A 16539-nucleotide genomic window follows, 5' to 3' on the forward strand; every position below is an offset into this window, starting at 1 on the left:
GGTCTCAGCTTGCTTCAGGCTTGGGCGCGTCCTGATCGTCGGAGAGCATTTCGTCGTGCTCGGCCATCTTCCACGGCAAGCTGCCCGGTGAGATGTGCAGGAAGTGCAGGTACTTCTCGAATTGGTCGAGTATGTCGCTGATGATGTCCGCCTGGTCGTATCCGTAGACGTCGTAATGCTGACCGCCGCGGCGCAGGAACACTTCGGCGCGATAGTATTGCTCGTCGGTCTCCGGATCCTCGGTTAGCGCGAACGCCGGCATGGCGTAACCGACCGCGCGGATCTCGTAGATGAAGTCCACCTGGTCGTCCTTGATGACCTCCAGGTAGAGCCGCGAATGAGCTTCATCGGTGTGCACTTCGGCAGCCCATTCCTGGCCGCTGAGTTCGCGCTGCACGCGGCGCATGGCTTTCAGTACCGTGGTGTTCATGAAGCCGTCGACCTCTTCCCGGCTGGGGAAGCTGACCATCCCGGCCAGGCGCTTCTTCCACAGCCCTGGTCCGGCATTGCTCGCCAGTCGGCTGCCCTGCATGTGGCTTTGCAGACTGGTTTCGTGGTGGCCTTCGATGACCAGTGCGCGCCACATGCCCAGCGCGGCGATCATCATGATGATCGCGAAGGGCAGCGCGCTGGCGATGGTCATGGTCTGCAGCGCGCTGAGGCCGCCGGCGAGGAGCAGTGCGGATGCCACGATGCCCTCGATGCTGGCCCAGAACACTCGCTGCCACACTGGTGTGTGCAGCGCGCCGCCTGCGGCCAGCGAGTCGATCACCAGAGAGCCGGAGTCCGACGAGGTGACGAAAAAGGTGATGATCAGCACCACCGCGAGGAACGAGGCGATGGACGTCATCGGCAGCAGTTCGAACAGTTTGAACAGCGCGATGGCGTTGTCCGCCTGCACATCCGAGATCAGCGAGGTATAGCCCTCGACCATGATCATGTGCAGCGCCGTGTCGCCGAACACCGAGAACCAGAGGAAGGTGAAGATGGTCGGCACGAACATCACGCCAAACACGAACTGACGAATGGTCCGGCCGCGGCTGATCTTGGCGATGAACAGGCCGACGAAGGGCGACCAGGCGATGGTCCAGCCGAAGATGAACAGCGTCCAGTTTCCGATCCAGTCGCTGCGGCTGTAAGCCTGCAGGTTAAAGGTGCGCTCAATGATGTTGTTCAGGTAGCTACCAGTGTTCTGCAGGAAGGTTTCGAGAATGAAGATGCTCGGCCCGACCAGAAACACGAAGAGCATCAGGCCGATCGCCAGGATCATGTTCAGCAGCGAAAGGTTCTTCACACCCTTGTCCAGGCCGGCGACCACCGAGCAGATCGCCAGGCCGGTGATGATCGCGATGGCAATGATCTGCACGTTGATGCTGATCGGTATCGACGGCCAGAGGTAGTTGATGCCCGCGTTGATCTGGGTAACCGACAGGCCCAGCGTGGTGGCAATACCAAACAGCGTGCCGAGAATGGCGAAGATGTCCACCACATGGCCAATCGGCCCATGGATACGTTCGCCGATGATCGGGTACAGCGCCGAGCGCATCGACAGCGGCAGGCCGTGGCGAAACGAGAAGTAAGCCAGCACCAGACCGGTAAGGCCATAAATGGCCCAGATATGAAAGCCCCAGTGGAAGAAGGCAATCTGCATCGCCTGCTTGGCCGCGTCGACGGTTTCTCCGGCTCCGGCGGGTGGCGAGGCATAGTGCAGCACGGGTTCGGCCACGCCGAAGAACAGCAGGGCGATGCCGTAGCCGGCGGAAAAGAGCATGGCGAACCAGGCCGGGAAGCTGTATTGCGGCTCGGCGTGATCCGGGCCCAGCTTGATGCTGCCCCAGGGCGTCATGGCGATGCCGACGATGAACACCAGGAAAAACGCCACCGAGAGCATGTAGAACCAGCCGAAGTTGGTGGTGATGAAAGCCAGCGTCGAGCTGAATACTTCACCGGCCAGTTCCGGATTGCTGATGGTTCCGATCACCAGCAGCAGTGTGACGATCACTGCTGGAATGAACACGGGGAACAGAATGATGGCCTTGGGCATTTTCTTGGCGGCGTCCATGGACGGTCAGCCTCCGTTTGCGCGGGTGATGAGCGGGATGTACGCGGCGAAACCTCCGGAGTGCCCGAACGCTGCCTTCTGGGTAGACGGCCCGAAGCGCCGAATGATTCAGAGAAAATACGTCTGGAAAGCTCGAATGCCGGGTAGAGCTGCCTGGAGCGCAGGATCCAGCCGGTGCTTTTCGCAGAATTTGGGCAACGGTGTCATCAGCGGTCAGCGCCCCATTGAAGCGCAGAGGTCCGGCCTCGCCAGGCGGGCGGGGCCAGCCAGATCGCTAGCGCATGCCGCTATGAGGTTCCTTGCGCCATTCCCATGGGGGTTGTTGCTCGGTCTTGTGCAATGACCAGATGCCACGTCTGAATTCTCTTGCCACGGCCTCGAGATCGAGCAGTGTGCGATCGTCCAGCTGACCGCGGTAGGCCCAGGCGCTGCCGGTTCGGACCATTTGCGAGTTGACGTCGATATCGCCCGCTCTGACCCGCGCGAGGGTCCGATTTTGTTCGTCGCGGCCCTTGATCGTCAGCTGCACCTTCTTGCCGAAGACGTAGCTTGAAAGCGCCTGCCTGGCTTGGCTGCCGTAAGGCTGCTTGAGCTCTGGCGCATAGGTCTCCGCCATCCGCACCCTGAGCCTTTCACCTTCGTCGGTACGGCAGCTGAAGGTGTTGCCATCGGCGATGCCGATCACTCGACAATCGATTGTTTCCGCTGCGACAGGCATGGCTGTGATGAGCAGGGCGGCGAATAGATAGCGCAGCATGATGGCGTCCGTGCGGTTCAAAGGCGGGCGAGGGTAACAGGGCACCCGCCGGCCGGACCGGAGCCAGGTCTCAGATGGTTTGCTTCGCTTGGCGAGCGCGCAACAGATCACGCACAGCGGAGGCATTTCGCCGAGCAGCAGCGCGGCTCATCTGCCGCTTCGTAGCCGGCAATGGTGCGGTGCACGCTGCGCTCAGTAGGCCGCTTCGAGTTGGTGCCGGCGCAGGATCTTCGGCACCGTGCCGTCGGCTATTGCCGCGTCGAGCGCCTGGGCGAAGGCTTCGAACTGTGCCGCGCTTACCGTTTTGCGCGAAAGGCCAATGCCATAGCTGATTGGCCCCATTTCGCCGGCCTCCCGTATGCCTTCGAGGAGCTCGTCCTCGATCAGATGCCAGGCGACATCCTGATTGAGGACCGCAAGGCCCTCCGCGCCAAAGCGCCCGGACTGCAGCATGCGCAAGAGTCGGCGATTGTCGGTGGTCAGGTGCAGGCGTACGTCAGGCACCGACTTCAGACGTTCGGACAGTACGTACGAGGTTCCGGATGGGCCATAGACGCCAACCCGCCGGCCAGCCATGTCAGCTGGCTGGTTGAAGACGAAGCTGCTGTCAGCCTGGGCGAAAACGCTGTAGCGAGAAGTGACCAGCATCCGGCTGATATGGAAGATCTGCTCGCGCTGCGGTGAAGGTGCCAGCGTGAAGATCCCGTCCGCCCGCCCCTGTTCGGCCAGGCGGAATGCTCGCTGCCACGGATACAGGGTGATCGTGCACTGGCGCTGCAAGCGCGCGCAGACGGCATTTACCACCTCTACAAACGGGCCGGCCGCAGCGACGCCTGCGGTTTCGCTGACTGGGGCGCTAGCAGGATAGGTGAATGGGGGAAACTCTTCGGTTACGAAACGCCACTGCGCCGCACCGGCTAGGGCGGCCGTCGACGTCAGCCATATCAGCAGAATCGAGAGAATCCTGTGCACCGTTCGGCTCCTTGCACTGCGCGGCGTTCCTTGGCAGTTCGACGCAGCCGGGCAACATCCCGCGCGGCCCGCTCCGTTAGCATTAGCCTAGCGCACAACCAGGTCAACGCATCGCGCTGAATGAGGCATAACGCTTTGCCAGCCGTGCGCGCCAGTGTTGAGAGTATCCCTCGCAGTGGGCGACTAGGGTGTCGATCCGCATCGGCCTTCAACCAGCGAGGTAGGGCGTCACGCAATACTCGCAGGCTAGGGGCCGCAACATAAGCGTGCATCTTGAGCCGCTCTGCGCAGCCTGACTGGTGCACGGCGGGCCACTGGAACGAATCGCAGGCAATAAAAAACCCCAAGGAGATCAAGCTCGCTTGGGGTTTCTCGGTATTAGTGGTGCCAGGGACGGAACCGAACCATTCGCTAAAGGCGGCGTATTTGCTGGGTTTGTGTGGTTCGCTTGTTTGTCGATGCCCCCAAAAATGCCCCCAAAACGAAAAGTGCCCCTATCTCAATCAGAAACGTGCTCGATAAACGGTGTCTTGTGCGAGTGGGCACCTTGCGCCGTGAATCGATGCCAAAAGCTGGCCGGTGTCCCCTCGCCAAGCATATTGAATGCGTCGAGCACGGCTAGTGCGTCCATAGCTCTGGTCTCAGTAAACGTGGGTCCGAGTGCTTCGAGCGCTATCCGTGCGTTGCGGCGATAGCCTATCTCCAATTTGCGTCCCGCTTCGGTTAGCCGGTAAAGCTCCATAGTTCGCCTCTCCATAGACTTTGAATAACTGACTCTGGAATCTGCCAGATAAGGTTGAATGATCCAAGCCGCATGCGACGCGCTGCTCATGGCATACAGTGTCCTTACCATTTCGCCTTGTTGCGATCTCGATGTTCACCTCGCCCCAATATCGCCCTCCGGTGTTTTCGGAGTCCCTAAAAGCCTTTCGGCCTCGCGCGCGTACTGGTCACTTAACTGGCATTCATGGGTCGATTCCCCAAAACGGGGTAGTGCGTGAAAAGTGCGCGTGAAAGTGCGTAGTTTCCGTGCGTACCGGCTTTGCGAACCAGTTGCGCGAAGCGGTTGCGAACCTGTGACCTGCTGTCAGGCGCAAAGGTGGTTCAGGGTCACTTTAAATGCCCCGAATCAGGGGGATTTACAGCGCCATCGCATTGCCCGTTTTTAAATCTGAATTATGACGGCGCGAAAATCTGGCTCCCCCCGTCGTTCGGGCATTGCGCTTGCTCAGACTTTCAACCGGCCCTCCCCGTGGTGTTGGGTCCTCCCAAGGGGGCGCCCCCATTGCGGGTGATTCGTGCCGTGACCGTTCGCTATATACGGCGCTGGCTGGTGGGTTGGTTGTTGTTTCGTTGTCTCGCGCCAGGCTTCATATGTCGGGCGCTGGTGCTGGGCAATAGGCCAACTGGTGCCGGTCGTTTCCGCCTTGCTGGTGTCCGTTGCGGGCGTGCTGGCTGGGCTTCCAACGGAAGGCGGAACCGGAAGCGGGGTCAGGCTGGAAAAGTCCGTATGAAGCGAAAAGGCGGGGCGCGAATCACCCGTGATGGTGCCGGGGCGGGGGAGAACCTAACGGGGGGGGTAGCGCCGTCCGTGGCGCCAGCGATCAAACCACGCGCAGCACGGGCGGCAGCTTCGGCCCGAAGGGTGCGCCGGGTGCGAACGGATCGGGTAGCGCTCCCTCTGGTGCGGTGCGGATGAAGTCAGCCATAGCCAGTAGGCAGGCTTTATACAGCGGTCCGCCATTGCCCCAGGCGGCGCCGTGCCCCGTTGCGCTGTCCTCCAGGCAGGCAATAAAGACCAGCGCCGTAATGTTGGTGTCGCCGTCGCGGATCGCTTGTGCTCGATGCGCGGGGTTCACGCTCAGCAGATCGCACAGCCGATCAAATCCAAGTGCCGCCGTGGTACTGGTGCTTTGCAGGATGACGGCCCGGCCTATCCCGATCAGCGCCCGGTTCATACCTTCCAGCGATTCGGCTTCGTGCGCCCTGGCTTGCTGCTCCAGGTTGGCAACGGCTGCGGCAGTGAATGGCAAAAAGGCTTTCAGCTTGGCGGCTTTACGTCGCAATGCGCGGCGCTCTTGGTGGATCGTTGCGCGCTCATGACAAAAAAGGCGACACACCCGGCGCATGGCGATTAGTTGCGTGCTCACGCTGGCGCCTGGCTTGTCGGCTATGTTGGCGAGTGCTCGAATCTGGCTGGCTTTCATGGGTTCGGCTCCTTTGGTGCGCCGTCTAGTTCGGCATCAGCCCAGCGCCAGCGAGCGGCGGCCAGGGCTTCGGAATAGGTCATTGGCTGGCCGACCATGTAGCCAATCGGCTGGCCTGCTCGGGTGATCCTCCAGGCGGTGCGCTTCGGTTCGCTGGTGGGCAAGTGCGTCGAGTCGTTGGCCGCGTTCAGTTCGGCCAGCAGCTCGGCAAGGTGCTCGCGTATGAAGTGGCGCAAGGGGTCGGTGATGCGCTCGACGGGCGAGACGCGCAGCCGGTCGGCCACGCTCTCGACAGTCAGACCAGCCCGGCGCAGGTAGTCCAAGGCGGCCATTAGCCGAAGTACTCCGCGTTGTCTTCGGTCTGTACCCCCTTTGGATCGGTAACATGGTTACAACCCGCGCCGTTACTGGCTTTCAGCCCGTTTTGATCGGTAACGGCAGCGCTCCGTGTTACGGTTTCAAAATCGCTGGAAGCCGCATGGTTGCTGGCTTGTAACCGTGTTACCGATTTTCCGGGGGTGTCGGCGGACAGATACCGCTTAAAGGCTTCCTCGAACTGCTCCCGTTTGTACCCTTTGGCAGTCTTGAAGCCGATGCGATGGGCGCCGGGCTTGATCCCGAACTCAGAAAGCCGCTTGGAAAGCTGGTGCGGTGTCATGGGCTTGCCCCGGTTCCACGCTGCCCACGGTGCTTCCTCATCTTCGGCAAGTGCCTCCAATAGATCAGCGGTCGCCAGACGCTCGGTGCGGCGGGTGTCGAAAGCGTCGCGGATTGAAGCCAGCAGCTCAGCGCCAATGCTCGGCGTGTCTTCCTCCAGGCCGTGAAGTGTCGCGGCGGCGTTGCGGGCAATGCGTGGCCAATTGCCCCCGGCCACTTCGGCAACCGCTAGCAGCGGCTCCCAGCAGTCGTTGGCGCGGTCGTTCAAGCCATCCACCTCGGCGGGCCTGGCCGTTCGGATGGCTTCCCGATTGTCGATGGCGAAGCGCGCCAGCTTGCTTACCAGCTCGGCGAAGGCAGCGGGGTCGGCGTGGCGAATCTTTACGGTACGCTCCCCCGGCAGCTTGCGGCGCAGGCGCAGCGGAATGCTCCGGTCGGACAGGGTGTCTGCAATCTTCCCGATGCCGCACAGCGCCTTTGCGCCCCATACGTTGAACCGGGTGGGCATGTGGTCATCGCCGACGCAGCGAATCACGAAAGCGGAGTCGCGGGTAAACCCGGCATTGAGAATGCCCCGCGCTTCCTCATGCTCGGCCAAGAAGGCGTCCACCTCGTCAATCAGCAGTGTCGGCGTCCACAGCTCCAGGGCGCGGAACAACGCAGCCGGTGCGATATTGGAAACGGCCAGCGGACGGCAGGCGAGACGCGACAGCACGCCAAGCATTACCGTTTTCCCGCAACGCTTCTCCGGGGCGGTGATGTTGGCAATCGGTGCGACGTTCACCACGTCCACAAACCAAGTGAAGGCGGCCCAAAGCGCGGCGGCGTGGACCGTGGCCGGGTCGGCTATCACATGGCGTCGAATGATCGTGGTCAGCGCTTCCAGCAGCTCGGCACCGTCTACCAGTTCAGGCCATAGCGTCACTTCGGGGAACAGCTCGTCGGTGCCCGCCGTAGCTTCGTTGGCGGCGCTGGTCAGCTTGTCCAGGTCAGCCATGCTTACCGTCTTGGCTTCCTTTACCGCGTGGCGAATGCGTGCCCAGCGCGCCGGGTCGGCGTCTCTCACCTGGCGCAGCAAGGCCAGCACCTCGGGTTCGAAGATGGCGCCGGGATCTTGTTTGCTCCTGGCGAGCGCGTCCGCGATGGGATCGGGTGCCGGTACAGGTTCGGGGATCAGTTCGGCCAGGTTGCTCATTGGTTCGCCTCCCGCCACTGGCGCAGGTCGTTGAAGTCGGAAAGGTTCAGCGGCTCCGCTCCACCCCAGGGCGGCAGCACCAGGCCACAGCCAAGCACGGCGGCGGCTTGAGTGGCTGCGGTGCGTCCGGGATTGCCTTCGGTCTGGCGGTCGTCGTCTCCCGCGATAATCAACGGGCTCTCGGGGTAGTGCCGTTGGAGCTGGCGCCCGACTTCCAGCAGGTTGCCCGCATTCATGGCACAGGCCACGGCGGCGCCGTTGTGCTCGTGGATGGTCGCGCCGGTTGCCCAGCCTTCGCAGACGTACAGCGGTTGGCCTGGCTCCAGTGCGCCGATGGGCGAATAGCAGCCCTTCACCCGGCCCCCGGACAGAAACCGCTTGCCGCCGTCCGCTGCGATGCGTTGCAGGTTGACCAGTACGCGCCCCAGGTAGAGCGGCACCAATAGAACGTCGCCACGTTGGCGCAGGCCGTGCGGCCGGCAGCCCTTGGCGCTCAGGTAAGGGTGATGCGGATCAGCCGGGGCGCTGGTGCTCCACAGTCGCTGCGCCTCGATGGCTGCGGCTTGCTGGCGCTGGTGCTGCTCCGCTTCGCGCTGGTGGCGGGCCTGCTCAACCCGCTGGCGGATCAATTCGGCCTCCATCGGGTCGGCTGGTTTGCGGCTGCTCCAGGTGCTCGAACCTCCCGCCTTCCAGCTACCGAACGCACCCGACGCGATGCCGTCCAGGTGTAGGACGTACCAGCCGTTAAGCGTGCCGGGCTTGTCGTCTGGCACGCGGAAACGGTGAATGGTGCCGTCTGCTACTGGCAGCCAATCCAGCGGCCCGAACGTGGCTTGCAGGGCGTCGCGGAAGGCCAGTTCGGCTTTCTCCAGGCAAGCCGATCCCCTCGGCGCACGGGCGCCGTTTTGAATGGTCATGATTTAGCCCTCTGCGGTCGGGGACGGTGCGACGGCCTTGCGGCAGTGTTGTTCCTCCACCGCGCCGTTCGAGGTATCGACCAGCCTGCTCGACAGCTTGCCCAGCGAGTTGATCAGCCAGCCGATATTTCGGGCGGTGTCCTTCTCCAACTCGCCAGCGTCGGCGGTGAAGGCCAGCAGCTCACCAATTGCGGCGATTCCAAGCGTCAGGTTCAGAACCTCGCAATCGGCTGTGCGCTCGATGGCTTCGAGCTTGTCATCCGAGTAATCGTTAAGAACCATCGGATCGGGCAGTAGGTGGCTCCAGCAAACGGGCTTCATTGCACACCCCCTACGGTTTCCAGGGAGCGGGCGCGGGCCATCGCTTCGTTGTAGCGGCGCAGGCGGACGGACAGGGACGAATCAGCGCGCAGCGCGGCGAAGGCGCGGGCCTTCCAGGCGGCGGCATGGGTGGACGGATTGCGGGTGGTTTGCATGGGTGTAGCTCCTTGGATTGTGGAGCTGCCACGAACCGTCGCCAAACGATTAAGGGTGGCAGCTGTACGCGGGTTGGCGAACCGGCATCCAAGGGAACCGGCAGACCTTTCGGTCTCCCACGCACAGCCGCCATAACGGACTGCGGGCACAAAAAAAGCGCCAGCTGTCTGCGGTGCGGCGCTTGTGCGCCTTGGATAGTTCGGGTCGCCAAACCCGGTCGCTGAATTTGCAGCAACGGGCGAACCATAGCGCCGCTGGTGCTTATTGGCAATCGGGAAGCGCAAGCGCGGTGTGTTCATTCGGTCGCCTCCGCGCTGGTGCTGCTCAGGTAGTAAAGGGCAACGCCGTTGTGGGTGATGCCGTCCTCATCCGTCAGAGTGACCCGCTCGGTGCGGATGGGGTGGCCAGCAGAGCGCAACTCCTTGATGCGCCCCCCAGGGTGCATGACGTGAAGCTCACGGCGGGCGGTGAACGTGTCTAGGGCGCCGATCCGTAGCCGTGCCAGCAGGCGGGCGCGCTGTGCTTCGACACTGGTGCTATGGCGCTGTGTTGTTTTGTCAGCCATTTATGCAGCCTCCCCGCGTTGAGCAGCGAGCGAATCGCACCACTGCAAAATTTCCGATTCCACCCAAGCGACCGACTTCGGCCCAAGTGTTACTTGAGCCGGGAAGGTTCCGGCAGCAATGCGCCGGTAAATTTCGGATGTGGAAAGGCTGGTGTAGTCCTTCACCTTGGCCATTTTGATAAAGCGGCGAGGGGGTGTGACTTTCTCTAGGCAAGCCGATCCCATAACCCCGTCGCGGGGCTTCGAAGTCATCATTGTTAAGCCTCCCGTTTGGTCAGGAAGGCGTCAACGAACTCGGGATTCCAGCGCACCGAGCGCCCAAAGCGAACCGGGGACGGAAAGCCTGGAGCCTTGCTCCAGCGCCAGAAAGTCGTGCGGGAAACCTGATAGCGTTCGCACAGCTCGGCTACAGGTCGGTAGATAGGGTTTTTGGTCTGCATGGATTGGTCCTTGTGCAGTTGGTCAAAAACCCGAGGGGGACAGTATGCCTCCGGTCCCCTAGGCGGGGTCATGCATTGACGTATCAATGCCGGTGGCAATACAGTCTGCGGCACACGCATACAACTGCGTGTTGTAGAAGCCCATCTCAAAAGCTTCATCCCTCGGGGGTCGTTAACTGGCTTGCCGGTTACAGACGTTGGTAGCGTCTATCCCCATCGAAGGCCCAGCGTTGGTAGCGCTGGGCTTTTCTTTGTCTGCGATCCTACAGCTGCCGTGCTGTACCGTGGTGTTACTGCGACCACCGCACGGTTGCTGTATGTCTAGCCAGTGGCCCCGATGTTACTTGTGCCGTTATTGAGTTTCAAAGCCTGTCTACGCGGTGCTGTCTAAAACTTGCGCCCAGCAAGTGCCCTTAGATAAAGCTAAAACACCTTAAAGCACCCTAAAGCACCCCAGCGCACCCAATAGTACGTATTGGTACGCTTCAATCTATATGTATCAAATTGTTTCTGTTGCGCTTACGGGTTGCACTGGTTGCTTAAGCCTTGCGCTTGATGCTCACCACGTTGGCGCCGCCGCATAGCGCGTCTATCGAGTCGGCCCAGGCTTGCATCATCTCCCGGCGCTGCTCCAGATAGGTGGCGTGGTTGTAGGTGTCGCGGATTTCGTCGTTGTCGCCATGGGCTAACTGGCGTTCGATCCAGTCCCGGTTATAGCCGCGTCCGTTGAGTTCGGTGCTCAGCAAGTGGCGGAAGCCGTGGCCGGTCTGGCGCCCTTCGTAGCCCATCAGGCGCAGCGCCTTGTTTATCGTGTTCTCCGACATTGGCCTGTCGGGGTTCTGCTGCCCTGCAAACACTAGTGGGTAATCGCCCGTGATCTCCTTGAGCTGGCGCAGGATGGCGACGGCTTGGCGGGGTAGGGGCACCACATGCGGGCGGCGGGCTTTCATGCGCGCTTTCGGAATGGTCCAGGTCGCGCCGTCTAGATCGAACTCCGACCAGGGCGCCTGGCGCAGCTCACCAGGTCGAACGGCAGTCAGCACCAGCAAGCGGATGGCGCAGCGGGTCAGGGTGTTAAGCGTGGTCGATTCGATCTTGCCCAGCAGCTCGGGCAGTTCGGCAAAGGCAACGTGCGGATGGTGGCGGGTGGCTTTCGGTGGAGCGGCTACCACGTCCAGATCGGTGGCCGGGTTGGCTTCGACCACGCCACTAGCCAGACCGAAGCGGAATATCTGGTGTAGCCATTGGCGAATCTTGCCAGCGGCGTTCAGCGTGCCCCGCGCTTCGACCTTGCGCACCAGTTCGACCAGTTCCGGGCGGGTGATGGCTTTAACCGGACGCGCACCGATGCCGGGTATCAGGTCGTTTTCCATATACAGCCGCGACTTGTAGGCGGTGCTTTCGGCCCAGCGTGGCGCGTTGTAGGCGTACCACTCCCGCGCCAGTGTCTCGAACGTCACGCCATCGGCCCGTTGCGCTTGTTTGGCGGCTTTTTTCTCTGCGCTGGGGTCAGCCCCATGGGCCAGCAGTTCGCGTGCATCTGTGCGCCTCTGGCGGGCTTGCTGTAGCGACACGGCAGGGTAAGCGCCCAAGGCCAGCCGCTTTTCCTTTCCATCGAAACGGTACTTGAGGCGCCACAGCTTCGAGCCGTTGGGCGTGACCTCCAGATACAGCCCTTGGCCGTCCGTCAGCTTGTAGGGGCTGTCCTTGGGCTTGGCTACCTTGATCGCGCTGTCCGTCAGCGGCGTGGCTTTCCGTGGCATGGGGCGCACCTCGTAGGGGCATAAATTTGACCGAACCGGTCATGCCCCAAAGAATGCCCCTAAAGATTGGGGCTTACAAGGGTTTCCACGGGAAGTATAGACAACAAAAAACCCGCACTAGGCGGGCTTCTTGTGGGCTTTCGGGTGGTTTTGGCACCACCTGAAAACGAAAGGTGGTGCCCAGGGACGGAATCGAACCGCCGACACGGGGATTTTCAATCCCCTGCTCTACCGACTGAGCTACCTGGGCAACGGGGCGCTATTAGACGGATTTGGCTTTTGCCTGTCAAGCGTGGTCCGGAAAAATATTTAATCCGGACGGGCGCTTAGCGCAGCCGAAGGTCATTCGCTCGGCGGCACGTAGCCTTCGGCCTTGGCGTAATCCTCGCCGGAGAAGAACTTGTCCATCTCGCCCTGGAGGAACTTGCGATCCTCGGCGTTCATCATGTTCAGCCGGCGCTCGTTGATCAGCATGGTCTGGTGCTTCTGCCAGTCATCCCAGGCCTGCTTGGAGATGTTGCTGTAGATGTCCTCGCCTTTCGGTCCTGGAAACGGCGGGCGCTCGAGGCCGGGGAGTTCTTCGTTGTACTTGCGGCAGTTCACGGTGCGGGTCATGGGTTCTCTCCTGCATGCAATTCAGCGGCGGCGCGCTTGAGCAGTGTCTTTACCGGCGCGGCGAGGCCGAGGCGCGGCGGGGTGGCGAGGTTATACCAGAGCCAGTCCGCCTCGGCCACGGCGTCGGGCGCGGACTTGACCCTGATCAGCCAGGGTTCGATGGCCAGCTGGAAATGGCTGAATGTGTGGGTCAGGCCTGGCAGCTCGCGGCGATCTTCCAGCTGCAGGGCATGCCGTTCGGCCAGGGGATCAAGGGCGGCGAGGTCGTCCAGCTCCGGCAGGCTCCAGAGCCCGCCCCACAGGCCCGTCGACGGGCGGCGATAGAGCAGGATGGCGCCGTCGCGATTGGCCAGCAACGGCATCAACGTGCGCTTCTGCGGCAGCGCCTTGCGCGGCTTGGGCACCGGGAAGTCGGTTTCGCGCCCGAGCAGATGGGCGCGGCAGCCGTTCTTGAGTGGACAGAGCAGGCAGCTCGGGCGGCTACGGGTGCACAGCGTGGCGCCGAGATCCATCATTGCCTGGGTGTAATGGTTGACCCGCTGCTGCGGGGTGAAACGCTCGGCCACCTCCCACAGCTGGCGGGCCACCTTCGGCTCGCCGGGATAGCCTTCCTGGGCGACATAGCGGGCCAGCACACGCTTGACGTTGCCGTCGAGGATCGGCGCGCGCAGGCCCAGGCTGATGCTGGCGATGGCGCCTGCCGTGGAGCGGCCAATCCCCGGCATTTCGGCGAGCTTGTCGACATTGGCCGGGAACACGCCGCCATGTTCGGCGACGATCAACTTGGCAGTCTTGTGCAGGTTGCGCGCGCGACTGTAATAGCCGAGGCCAGTCCACAGGTGCAGCACCTCATCTTCCTCGGCGGCGGCGAGCGCTTCGACACTGGGCAGCGCGTCCATGAAGCGGTCGAAGTAGCCGAGCACGGTGCTGACCTGGGTCTGCTGCAGCATGATTTCAGACACCCACACCCGATACGGGGTGATGCCTTGCTGCCAGGGCAGATCCTTGCGGCCGTGGCGGTCGAACCAGTCGAGGACCGCCGCGCCGAACTGCTCGGGATTCATCGCTTGAACAGGCCCTTGAGCGCATCCTTGAGTTCCGGGCTGACCTTGCCGCCGAGCTTCTCTTCGATCTTCTCGTTGAGTTTTTCACCAGCCAGCCGCGCGGCGACCTTGCCCAGGGCGTCGTTGTCGAAGCGGCAGGCCTTGGCGCCCAGCTCCAGTGGGCCGCGGCAGCGCAGCGGCCATTCGATGCCGACGTAGCGCTCGTTGACCTGGCAGGCTGGGTCCGGCATGGCGCCCTTGTCGCCTTCGATGACGATGCCGACGCGGTAGTCCATGCCCAGCACGCGCAGATCGACATCGCCGTTACCGTTGACGGTCAGGCCCGGAATGCTGGCCTTGAGGTCGGGGTTGCTGGCCACGCCGTTGCGCAGGGTCAGGTTGCCCTTGAGTTCGCGGAACGGCGTGTCCTTGCTGCGTGGCTCGCTGGCGAGCGGCTTGCGATTGAGCGTGGCGATCGCTCGGCACAGCTGCTGCTCGAGGTTGGCATCGACCAGCATGCCGTTGTCGATGAGAAAGCCGACCTTGCCGTTGAGGTTGTCGATCCAGGCCTTTTCGCTGTTGCCCTGGGTGCGCAGGTCGGCATCCAGGTTCAGCAGGCCTTTGATCACCACGTCCTCGCCCTGGCTTTCCAGCAGGCGCTCGACTGGCACGCCATTGAAACGGTGCTGCACGGTCAGCAATGGCAGGGCCGGGCGTACATCGAGACTGGCCGCGCCGTCCAGGCGACCGCCATACAAGCCAGCGCGCATTTCCTGCAGGGTCAGCAGGCCGTTGCGGGTGCGTACCTTGAGGTTGAAGCCGTCCAGCGGGATCTTCATTGCGGTCAGGCTGCCGATGGCCAGGTTGACCTCGGTGTCGAGCTTGCGCAGCTGATCCAGCGGCAATACCGAAGCCTCGCTCCAGGCTTGCTGGGTCGGCGCTTTGGGCAGCGGCGTGGTGCCGCTGCCGACTGCGCTGGCCTGAGTGCTCTTGACCTCGCTCTTGCGCGCCGCCTCGGCCGGCTGCTCCTTGCTCGGGGGCGGCAGATAGCGATCCAGATTGAAGCGGTCGCCCTTGAGGTCGACGCGTAACGCCTGGCGGGCGAAGTCGCTGACGGCGAGGCGGCCGGTGAAGGTGCTGTCGTCGAGTTTCAGGGTCAGCTCTTCCAGCGCCAGGCTGTTTTGCGTAGCGCTCAGGCGACTGACCAGTTCGGCCTTGCCCAGTGCGGCAGCGTCAGCCATGGCTGGCAGTTGCTGGCCGGTGCCCTGGAGGAATTCGCGCAGGTTGAACTGCGCCACGGTCAGCGCGCCGCTGATCTTCGGCTCCTTGTCCAGATCACGCGCCTTCAACTCGCCTAGGCCGCGCAGCTGGTTGGCGGTGAACTTCAGGCTGTTCCATTCGGCGATCTGCGCAGCGAGGTCTACCAGCAGCTGGCCCTGGGCGCTGAAGGTCAGCGTCTGGCCTTGCAGGGGCTCACCGGAAGCCTCGCCGGACAGACGCATGTCCTCGAACTGGTAGCGCTTGAGCTGGTTGTCGAAGCGCAGCGCGCCCTGCAGTTCGGTACGTGCACGCATGACCGGTTGATTGCTGCCAAAGAAGGCGTTGAGCTTGACCGGGATCGAGCTGCCTTCGCGAATGGCGCCGGTAGTCAGCTCGATGCTCTCTGCGCTGTACTGCTGGCCGGTCTTGGCGTCGTGGTAGGTGACGCGGGCATCGCTGATGGTGAGGCTGTCGATATCCAGCGTCAGCGGCTTGTTGCGCGAAGCTGGCGCTTGGTCGGCCTGTTCTGGGCCTGGCTCGCTGGCCTTCGGGGTTTGCGCGGACTGCTCTGGCTGTTTGGCCGGCTGGCCGACGCCCTCCCAGTTGCCGCGACCCTGCTCGTCACGGTTCAGCGTCAGGTTGAGACCGTTCACCTTGATGTCGCTCATCTGCACTTCGCGGCTGAGCAGCGGCATTACTCGCACGGATAGGCCGAGCATGCGCAGGTCGGCGAACGGTTGCTCCGGTGTCTGGGCGCTGGCCAGGGTGGTCTCGTGCAGCTCCAGGCCGAGCCAAGGGAACAGGCTCCAGCCGATGTCGCCTTTGATGTCCAGTTCGAGCCCGGCCTTGCTGCGCGCCAGGTCGCGGATCTCGTCCTTGTAGTCGTTGGGATCGAACAGGTGGGTCAGGGCGAAGCCTGCCGCCACCAGGATCAGCAACAGCCCGAGAAAGACCAGACCCAGGATTTTGCCGAGCGATTTCATGGACGAGTCCTTGTAGATGAGCGATCTGAAAGGTGCCGAGTATAGCCCCGTGCCTGGGCATGTCGGGAACGCGGTCGGCGTTGGAGTGGCATCAGGAGTGCGGGTTCCGCAGATGGCCACTGTGCCGGCCAGGCGCGGCCCGCCGGCCGACCAGGTCGGGCAGCGGCGGCTGCGGCGCAGTCATGGGCAGCTTAGAGCGAATCCAGCGGCAAATGGGTTCGCGCCGCCAGCGCGCTGGCTTCCAGATGACCTGCAGGGGCTGCCAGGCGCAGCGGTTTGCCGGCTTCGCTGGCCAGGCGCTGGGTTTCTTCCAGCAGGCGGCGGCCGACACCGCGCTTGCGGGTGACTTTGCGTACGCATAGGTGCGACAGGCGCCAGGCATCGTCGCCGCGCTGCAGCAGGGCAGCGCCGAGCAAGCGGTCGTTGAAGCGACCGGCGATCAGGCTGCCATCGGCCAGCGCCGCTTCGATCAGCGCCGCGGCTGTGGCATAGGGCATCAGCAGCCACTCGGGCGCATCGGCGTAGATTTTCGCCAGATCGGTTAAATCCTGCGGACTGGGCTGGGTGACGGATTCGACGTAGACGGGCATGGCGACCTTGCGACGGCTGAGCAGAAGTGCCGGCAA

General features: G+C 62.7%; 17 protein-coding genes and 1 tRNA gene. All 18 read right to left on the reverse strand.

What is annotated here, in order from left to right; genetic code table 11:
• Positions 1-4: 4 nt before the first annotated feature.
• Positions 5-2062: a BCCT family transporter gene (locus UIB01_RS00655; protein ID WP_038655908.1), complete on the reverse strand. Its 2058-nt coding sequence runs from the start codon at positions 2060-2062 to the stop codon at positions 5-7.
• Between the two features lie 274 nt (positions 2063-2336).
• Positions 2337-2819 (reverse strand): thermonuclease family protein, encoded by a 483-nt coding sequence (locus UIB01_RS00660; RefSeq protein ID WP_038655910.1) that lies wholly within the window; start codon positions 2817-2819, stop codon positions 2337-2339.
• Between the two features lie 192 nt (positions 2820-3011).
• Positions 3012-3791, reverse strand: a complete 780-nt coding sequence (locus UIB01_RS00665) for a substrate-binding periplasmic protein (protein WP_038655912.1) — start codon at positions 3789-3791, stop codon at positions 3012-3014.
• Positions 3792-5395: 1604 nt separating this feature from the next.
• The gene (locus tag UIB01_RS00675; protein ID WP_038655916.1) at positions 5396-5998 is read right to left on the reverse strand and encodes a hypothetical protein; all 603 of its coding nucleotides are present in this window, start codon (positions 5996-5998) and stop codon (positions 5396-5398) included.
• The gene (locus tag UIB01_RS00680) at positions 5995-6330 is read right to left on the reverse strand and encodes a hypothetical protein (RefSeq protein WP_038655918.1); all 336 of its coding nucleotides are present in this window, start codon (positions 6328-6330) and stop codon (positions 5995-5997) included. Before UIB01_RS00680 ends, UIB01_RS00675 begins: the two co-directional genes overlap by 4 nt.
• The gene (locus tag UIB01_RS00685; protein WP_038655920.1) at positions 6330-7850 is read right to left on the reverse strand and encodes a DUF3631 domain-containing protein; all 1521 of its coding nucleotides are present in this window, start codon (positions 7848-7850) and stop codon (positions 6330-6332) included. Before UIB01_RS00685 ends, UIB01_RS00680 begins: the two co-directional genes overlap by 1 nt.
• Positions 7847-8767, reverse strand: a complete 921-nt coding sequence (locus tag UIB01_RS00690) for a toprim domain-containing protein (protein WP_051605035.1) — start codon at positions 8765-8767, stop codon at positions 7847-7849. Before UIB01_RS00690 ends, UIB01_RS00685 begins: the two co-directional genes overlap by 4 nt.
• A gap of 3 nt (positions 8768-8770) precedes the next feature.
• A complete protein-coding gene (locus UIB01_RS00695; protein ID WP_038655922.1) occupies positions 8771-9088 on the reverse strand; it encodes a hypothetical protein in 318 nt (105 codons plus the stop codon).
• Positions 9085-9243: a hypothetical protein gene (locus tag UIB01_RS23205; protein WP_181075925.1), complete on the reverse strand. Its 159-nt coding sequence runs from the start codon at positions 9241-9243 to the stop codon at positions 9085-9087. Before UIB01_RS23205 ends, UIB01_RS00695 begins: the two co-directional genes overlap by 4 nt.
• Before the next feature lie 296 nt (positions 9244-9539).
• A complete protein-coding gene (locus UIB01_RS00700; RefSeq protein WP_038655924.1) occupies positions 9540-9809 on the reverse strand; it encodes a helix-turn-helix domain-containing protein in 270 nt (89 codons plus the stop codon).
• Complete coding sequence (locus tag UIB01_RS00705; RefSeq protein WP_439900406.1) at positions 9810-10061, reverse strand: helix-turn-helix transcriptional regulator; 252 nt, start codon at positions 10059-10061, stop codon at positions 9810-9812.
• A gap of 5 nt (positions 10062-10066) precedes the next feature.
• Positions 10067-10249 carry a helix-turn-helix transcriptional regulator gene (locus UIB01_RS00710; RefSeq protein WP_038655926.1) on the reverse strand — a complete coding sequence of 61 codons (183 nt, stop codon included), beginning with the start codon at positions 10247-10249 and terminating at the stop codon, positions 10067-10069.
• A 539-nt stretch (positions 10250-10788) separates the two neighbouring features.
• On the reverse strand, positions 10789-12012 hold the full coding sequence (locus UIB01_RS00720) for a tyrosine-type recombinase/integrase (protein ID WP_038655930.1): 1224 nt from the start codon (positions 12010-12012) through the stop codon (positions 10789-10791).
• Positions 12013-12186: 174 nt separating this feature from the next.
• A tRNA-Phe gene (locus UIB01_RS00725) sits at positions 12187-12262 on the reverse strand.
• Between the two features lie 92 nt (positions 12263-12354).
• Positions 12355-12627: an oxidative damage protection protein gene (locus UIB01_RS00730; protein WP_038655932.1), complete on the reverse strand. Its 273-nt coding sequence runs from the start codon at positions 12625-12627 to the stop codon at positions 12355-12357.
• Positions 12624-13691 (reverse strand): A/G-specific adenine glycosylase, encoded by a 1068-nt coding sequence (gene mutY / locus UIB01_RS00735; RefSeq protein WP_038655934.1) that lies wholly within the window; start codon positions 13689-13691, stop codon positions 12624-12626. The genes UIB01_RS00730 and mutY overlap by 4 nt, the downstream gene beginning before the upstream one ends.
• Complete coding sequence (locus UIB01_RS00740) at positions 13688-15913, reverse strand: AsmA family protein (protein ID WP_038655936.1); 2226 nt, start codon at positions 15911-15913, stop codon at positions 13688-13690. The genes mutY and UIB01_RS00740 overlap by 4 nt, the downstream gene beginning before the upstream one ends.
• A 191-nt stretch (positions 15914-16104) precedes the next feature.
• Positions 16105-16503, reverse strand: a complete 399-nt coding sequence (panM, locus tag UIB01_RS00745) for an aspartate 1-decarboxylase autocleavage activator PanM (RefSeq protein WP_038665285.1) — start codon at positions 16501-16503, stop codon at positions 16105-16107.
• Between the last annotated feature and the right edge of the window lie 36 nt (positions 16504-16539).

It is taken from the genome of Stutzerimonas decontaminans (assembly GCF_000661915.1).
In the GTDB taxonomy this organism is placed as follows: Bacteria; Pseudomonadota; Gammaproteobacteria; order Pseudomonadales; family Pseudomonadaceae; genus Stutzerimonas; species Stutzerimonas decontaminans.

Bases quoted from the DNA above. Each gene is read 5' to 3' on its own strand.
- UIB01_RS00655 (WP_038655908.1), bottom strand. From the start codon at position 2,062: ATGGACGCCGCCAAGAAAATGCCCAAGGCCATCATTCTGTTCCCCGTG.
- UIB01_RS00660 (WP_038655910.1), bottom strand. From the start codon at position 2,819: ATGCTGCGCTATCTATTCGCCGCCCTGCTCATCACAGCCATGCCTGTC.
- UIB01_RS00675 (WP_038655916.1), bottom strand. From the start codon at position 5,998: ATGAAAGCCAGCCAGATTCGAGCACTCGCCAACATAGCCGACAAGCCA.
- UIB01_RS00680 (WP_038655918.1), bottom strand. From the start codon at position 6,330: ATGGCCGCCTTGGACTACCTGCGCCGGGCTGGTCTGACTGTCGAGAGC.
- UIB01_RS00685 (WP_038655920.1), bottom strand. From the start codon at position 7,850: ATGAGCAACCTGGCCGAACTGATCCCCGAACCTGTACCGGCACCCGAT.
- UIB01_RS00690 (WP_051605035.1), bottom strand. From the start codon at position 8,767: ATGACCATTCAAAACGGCGCCCGTGCGCCGAGGGGATCGGCTTGCCTG.
- UIB01_RS00695 (WP_038655922.1), bottom strand. From the start codon at position 9,088: ATGAAGCCCGTTTGCTGGAGCCACCTACTGCCCGATCCGATGGTTCTT.
- UIB01_RS23205 (WP_181075925.1), bottom strand. From the start codon at position 9,243: ATGCAAACCACCCGCAATCCGTCCACCCATGCCGCCGCCTGGAAGGCC.
- UIB01_RS00700 (WP_038655924.1), bottom strand. From the start codon at position 9,809: ATGGCTGACAAAACAACACAGCGCCATAGCACCAGTGTCGAAGCACAG.
- UIB01_RS00705 (WP_439900406.1), bottom strand. From the start codon at position 10,061: ATGACTTCGAAGCCCCGCGACGGGGTTATGGGATCGGCTTGCCTAGAG.
- UIB01_RS00710 (WP_038655926.1), bottom strand. From the start codon at position 10,249: ATGCAGACCAAAAACCCTATCTACCGACCTGTAGCCGAGCTGTGCGAA.
- UIB01_RS00720 (WP_038655930.1), bottom strand. From the start codon at position 12,012: ATGCCACGGAAAGCCACGCCGCTGACGGACAGCGCGATCAAGGTAGCC.
- UIB01_RS00730 (WP_038655932.1), bottom strand. From the start codon at position 12,627: ATGACCCGCACCGTGAACTGCCGCAAGTACAACGAAGAACTCCCCGGC.
- mutY (WP_038655934.1), bottom strand. From the start codon at position 13,691: ATGAATCCCGAGCAGTTCGGCGCGGCGGTCCTCGACTGGTTCGACCGC.
- UIB01_RS00740 (WP_038655936.1), bottom strand. From the start codon at position 15,913: ATGAAATCGCTCGGCAAAATCCTGGGTCTGGTCTTTCTCGGGCTGTTG.
- panM (WP_038665285.1), bottom strand. From the start codon at position 16,503: ATGCCCGTCTACGTCGAATCCGTCACCCAGCCCAGTCCGCAGGATTTA.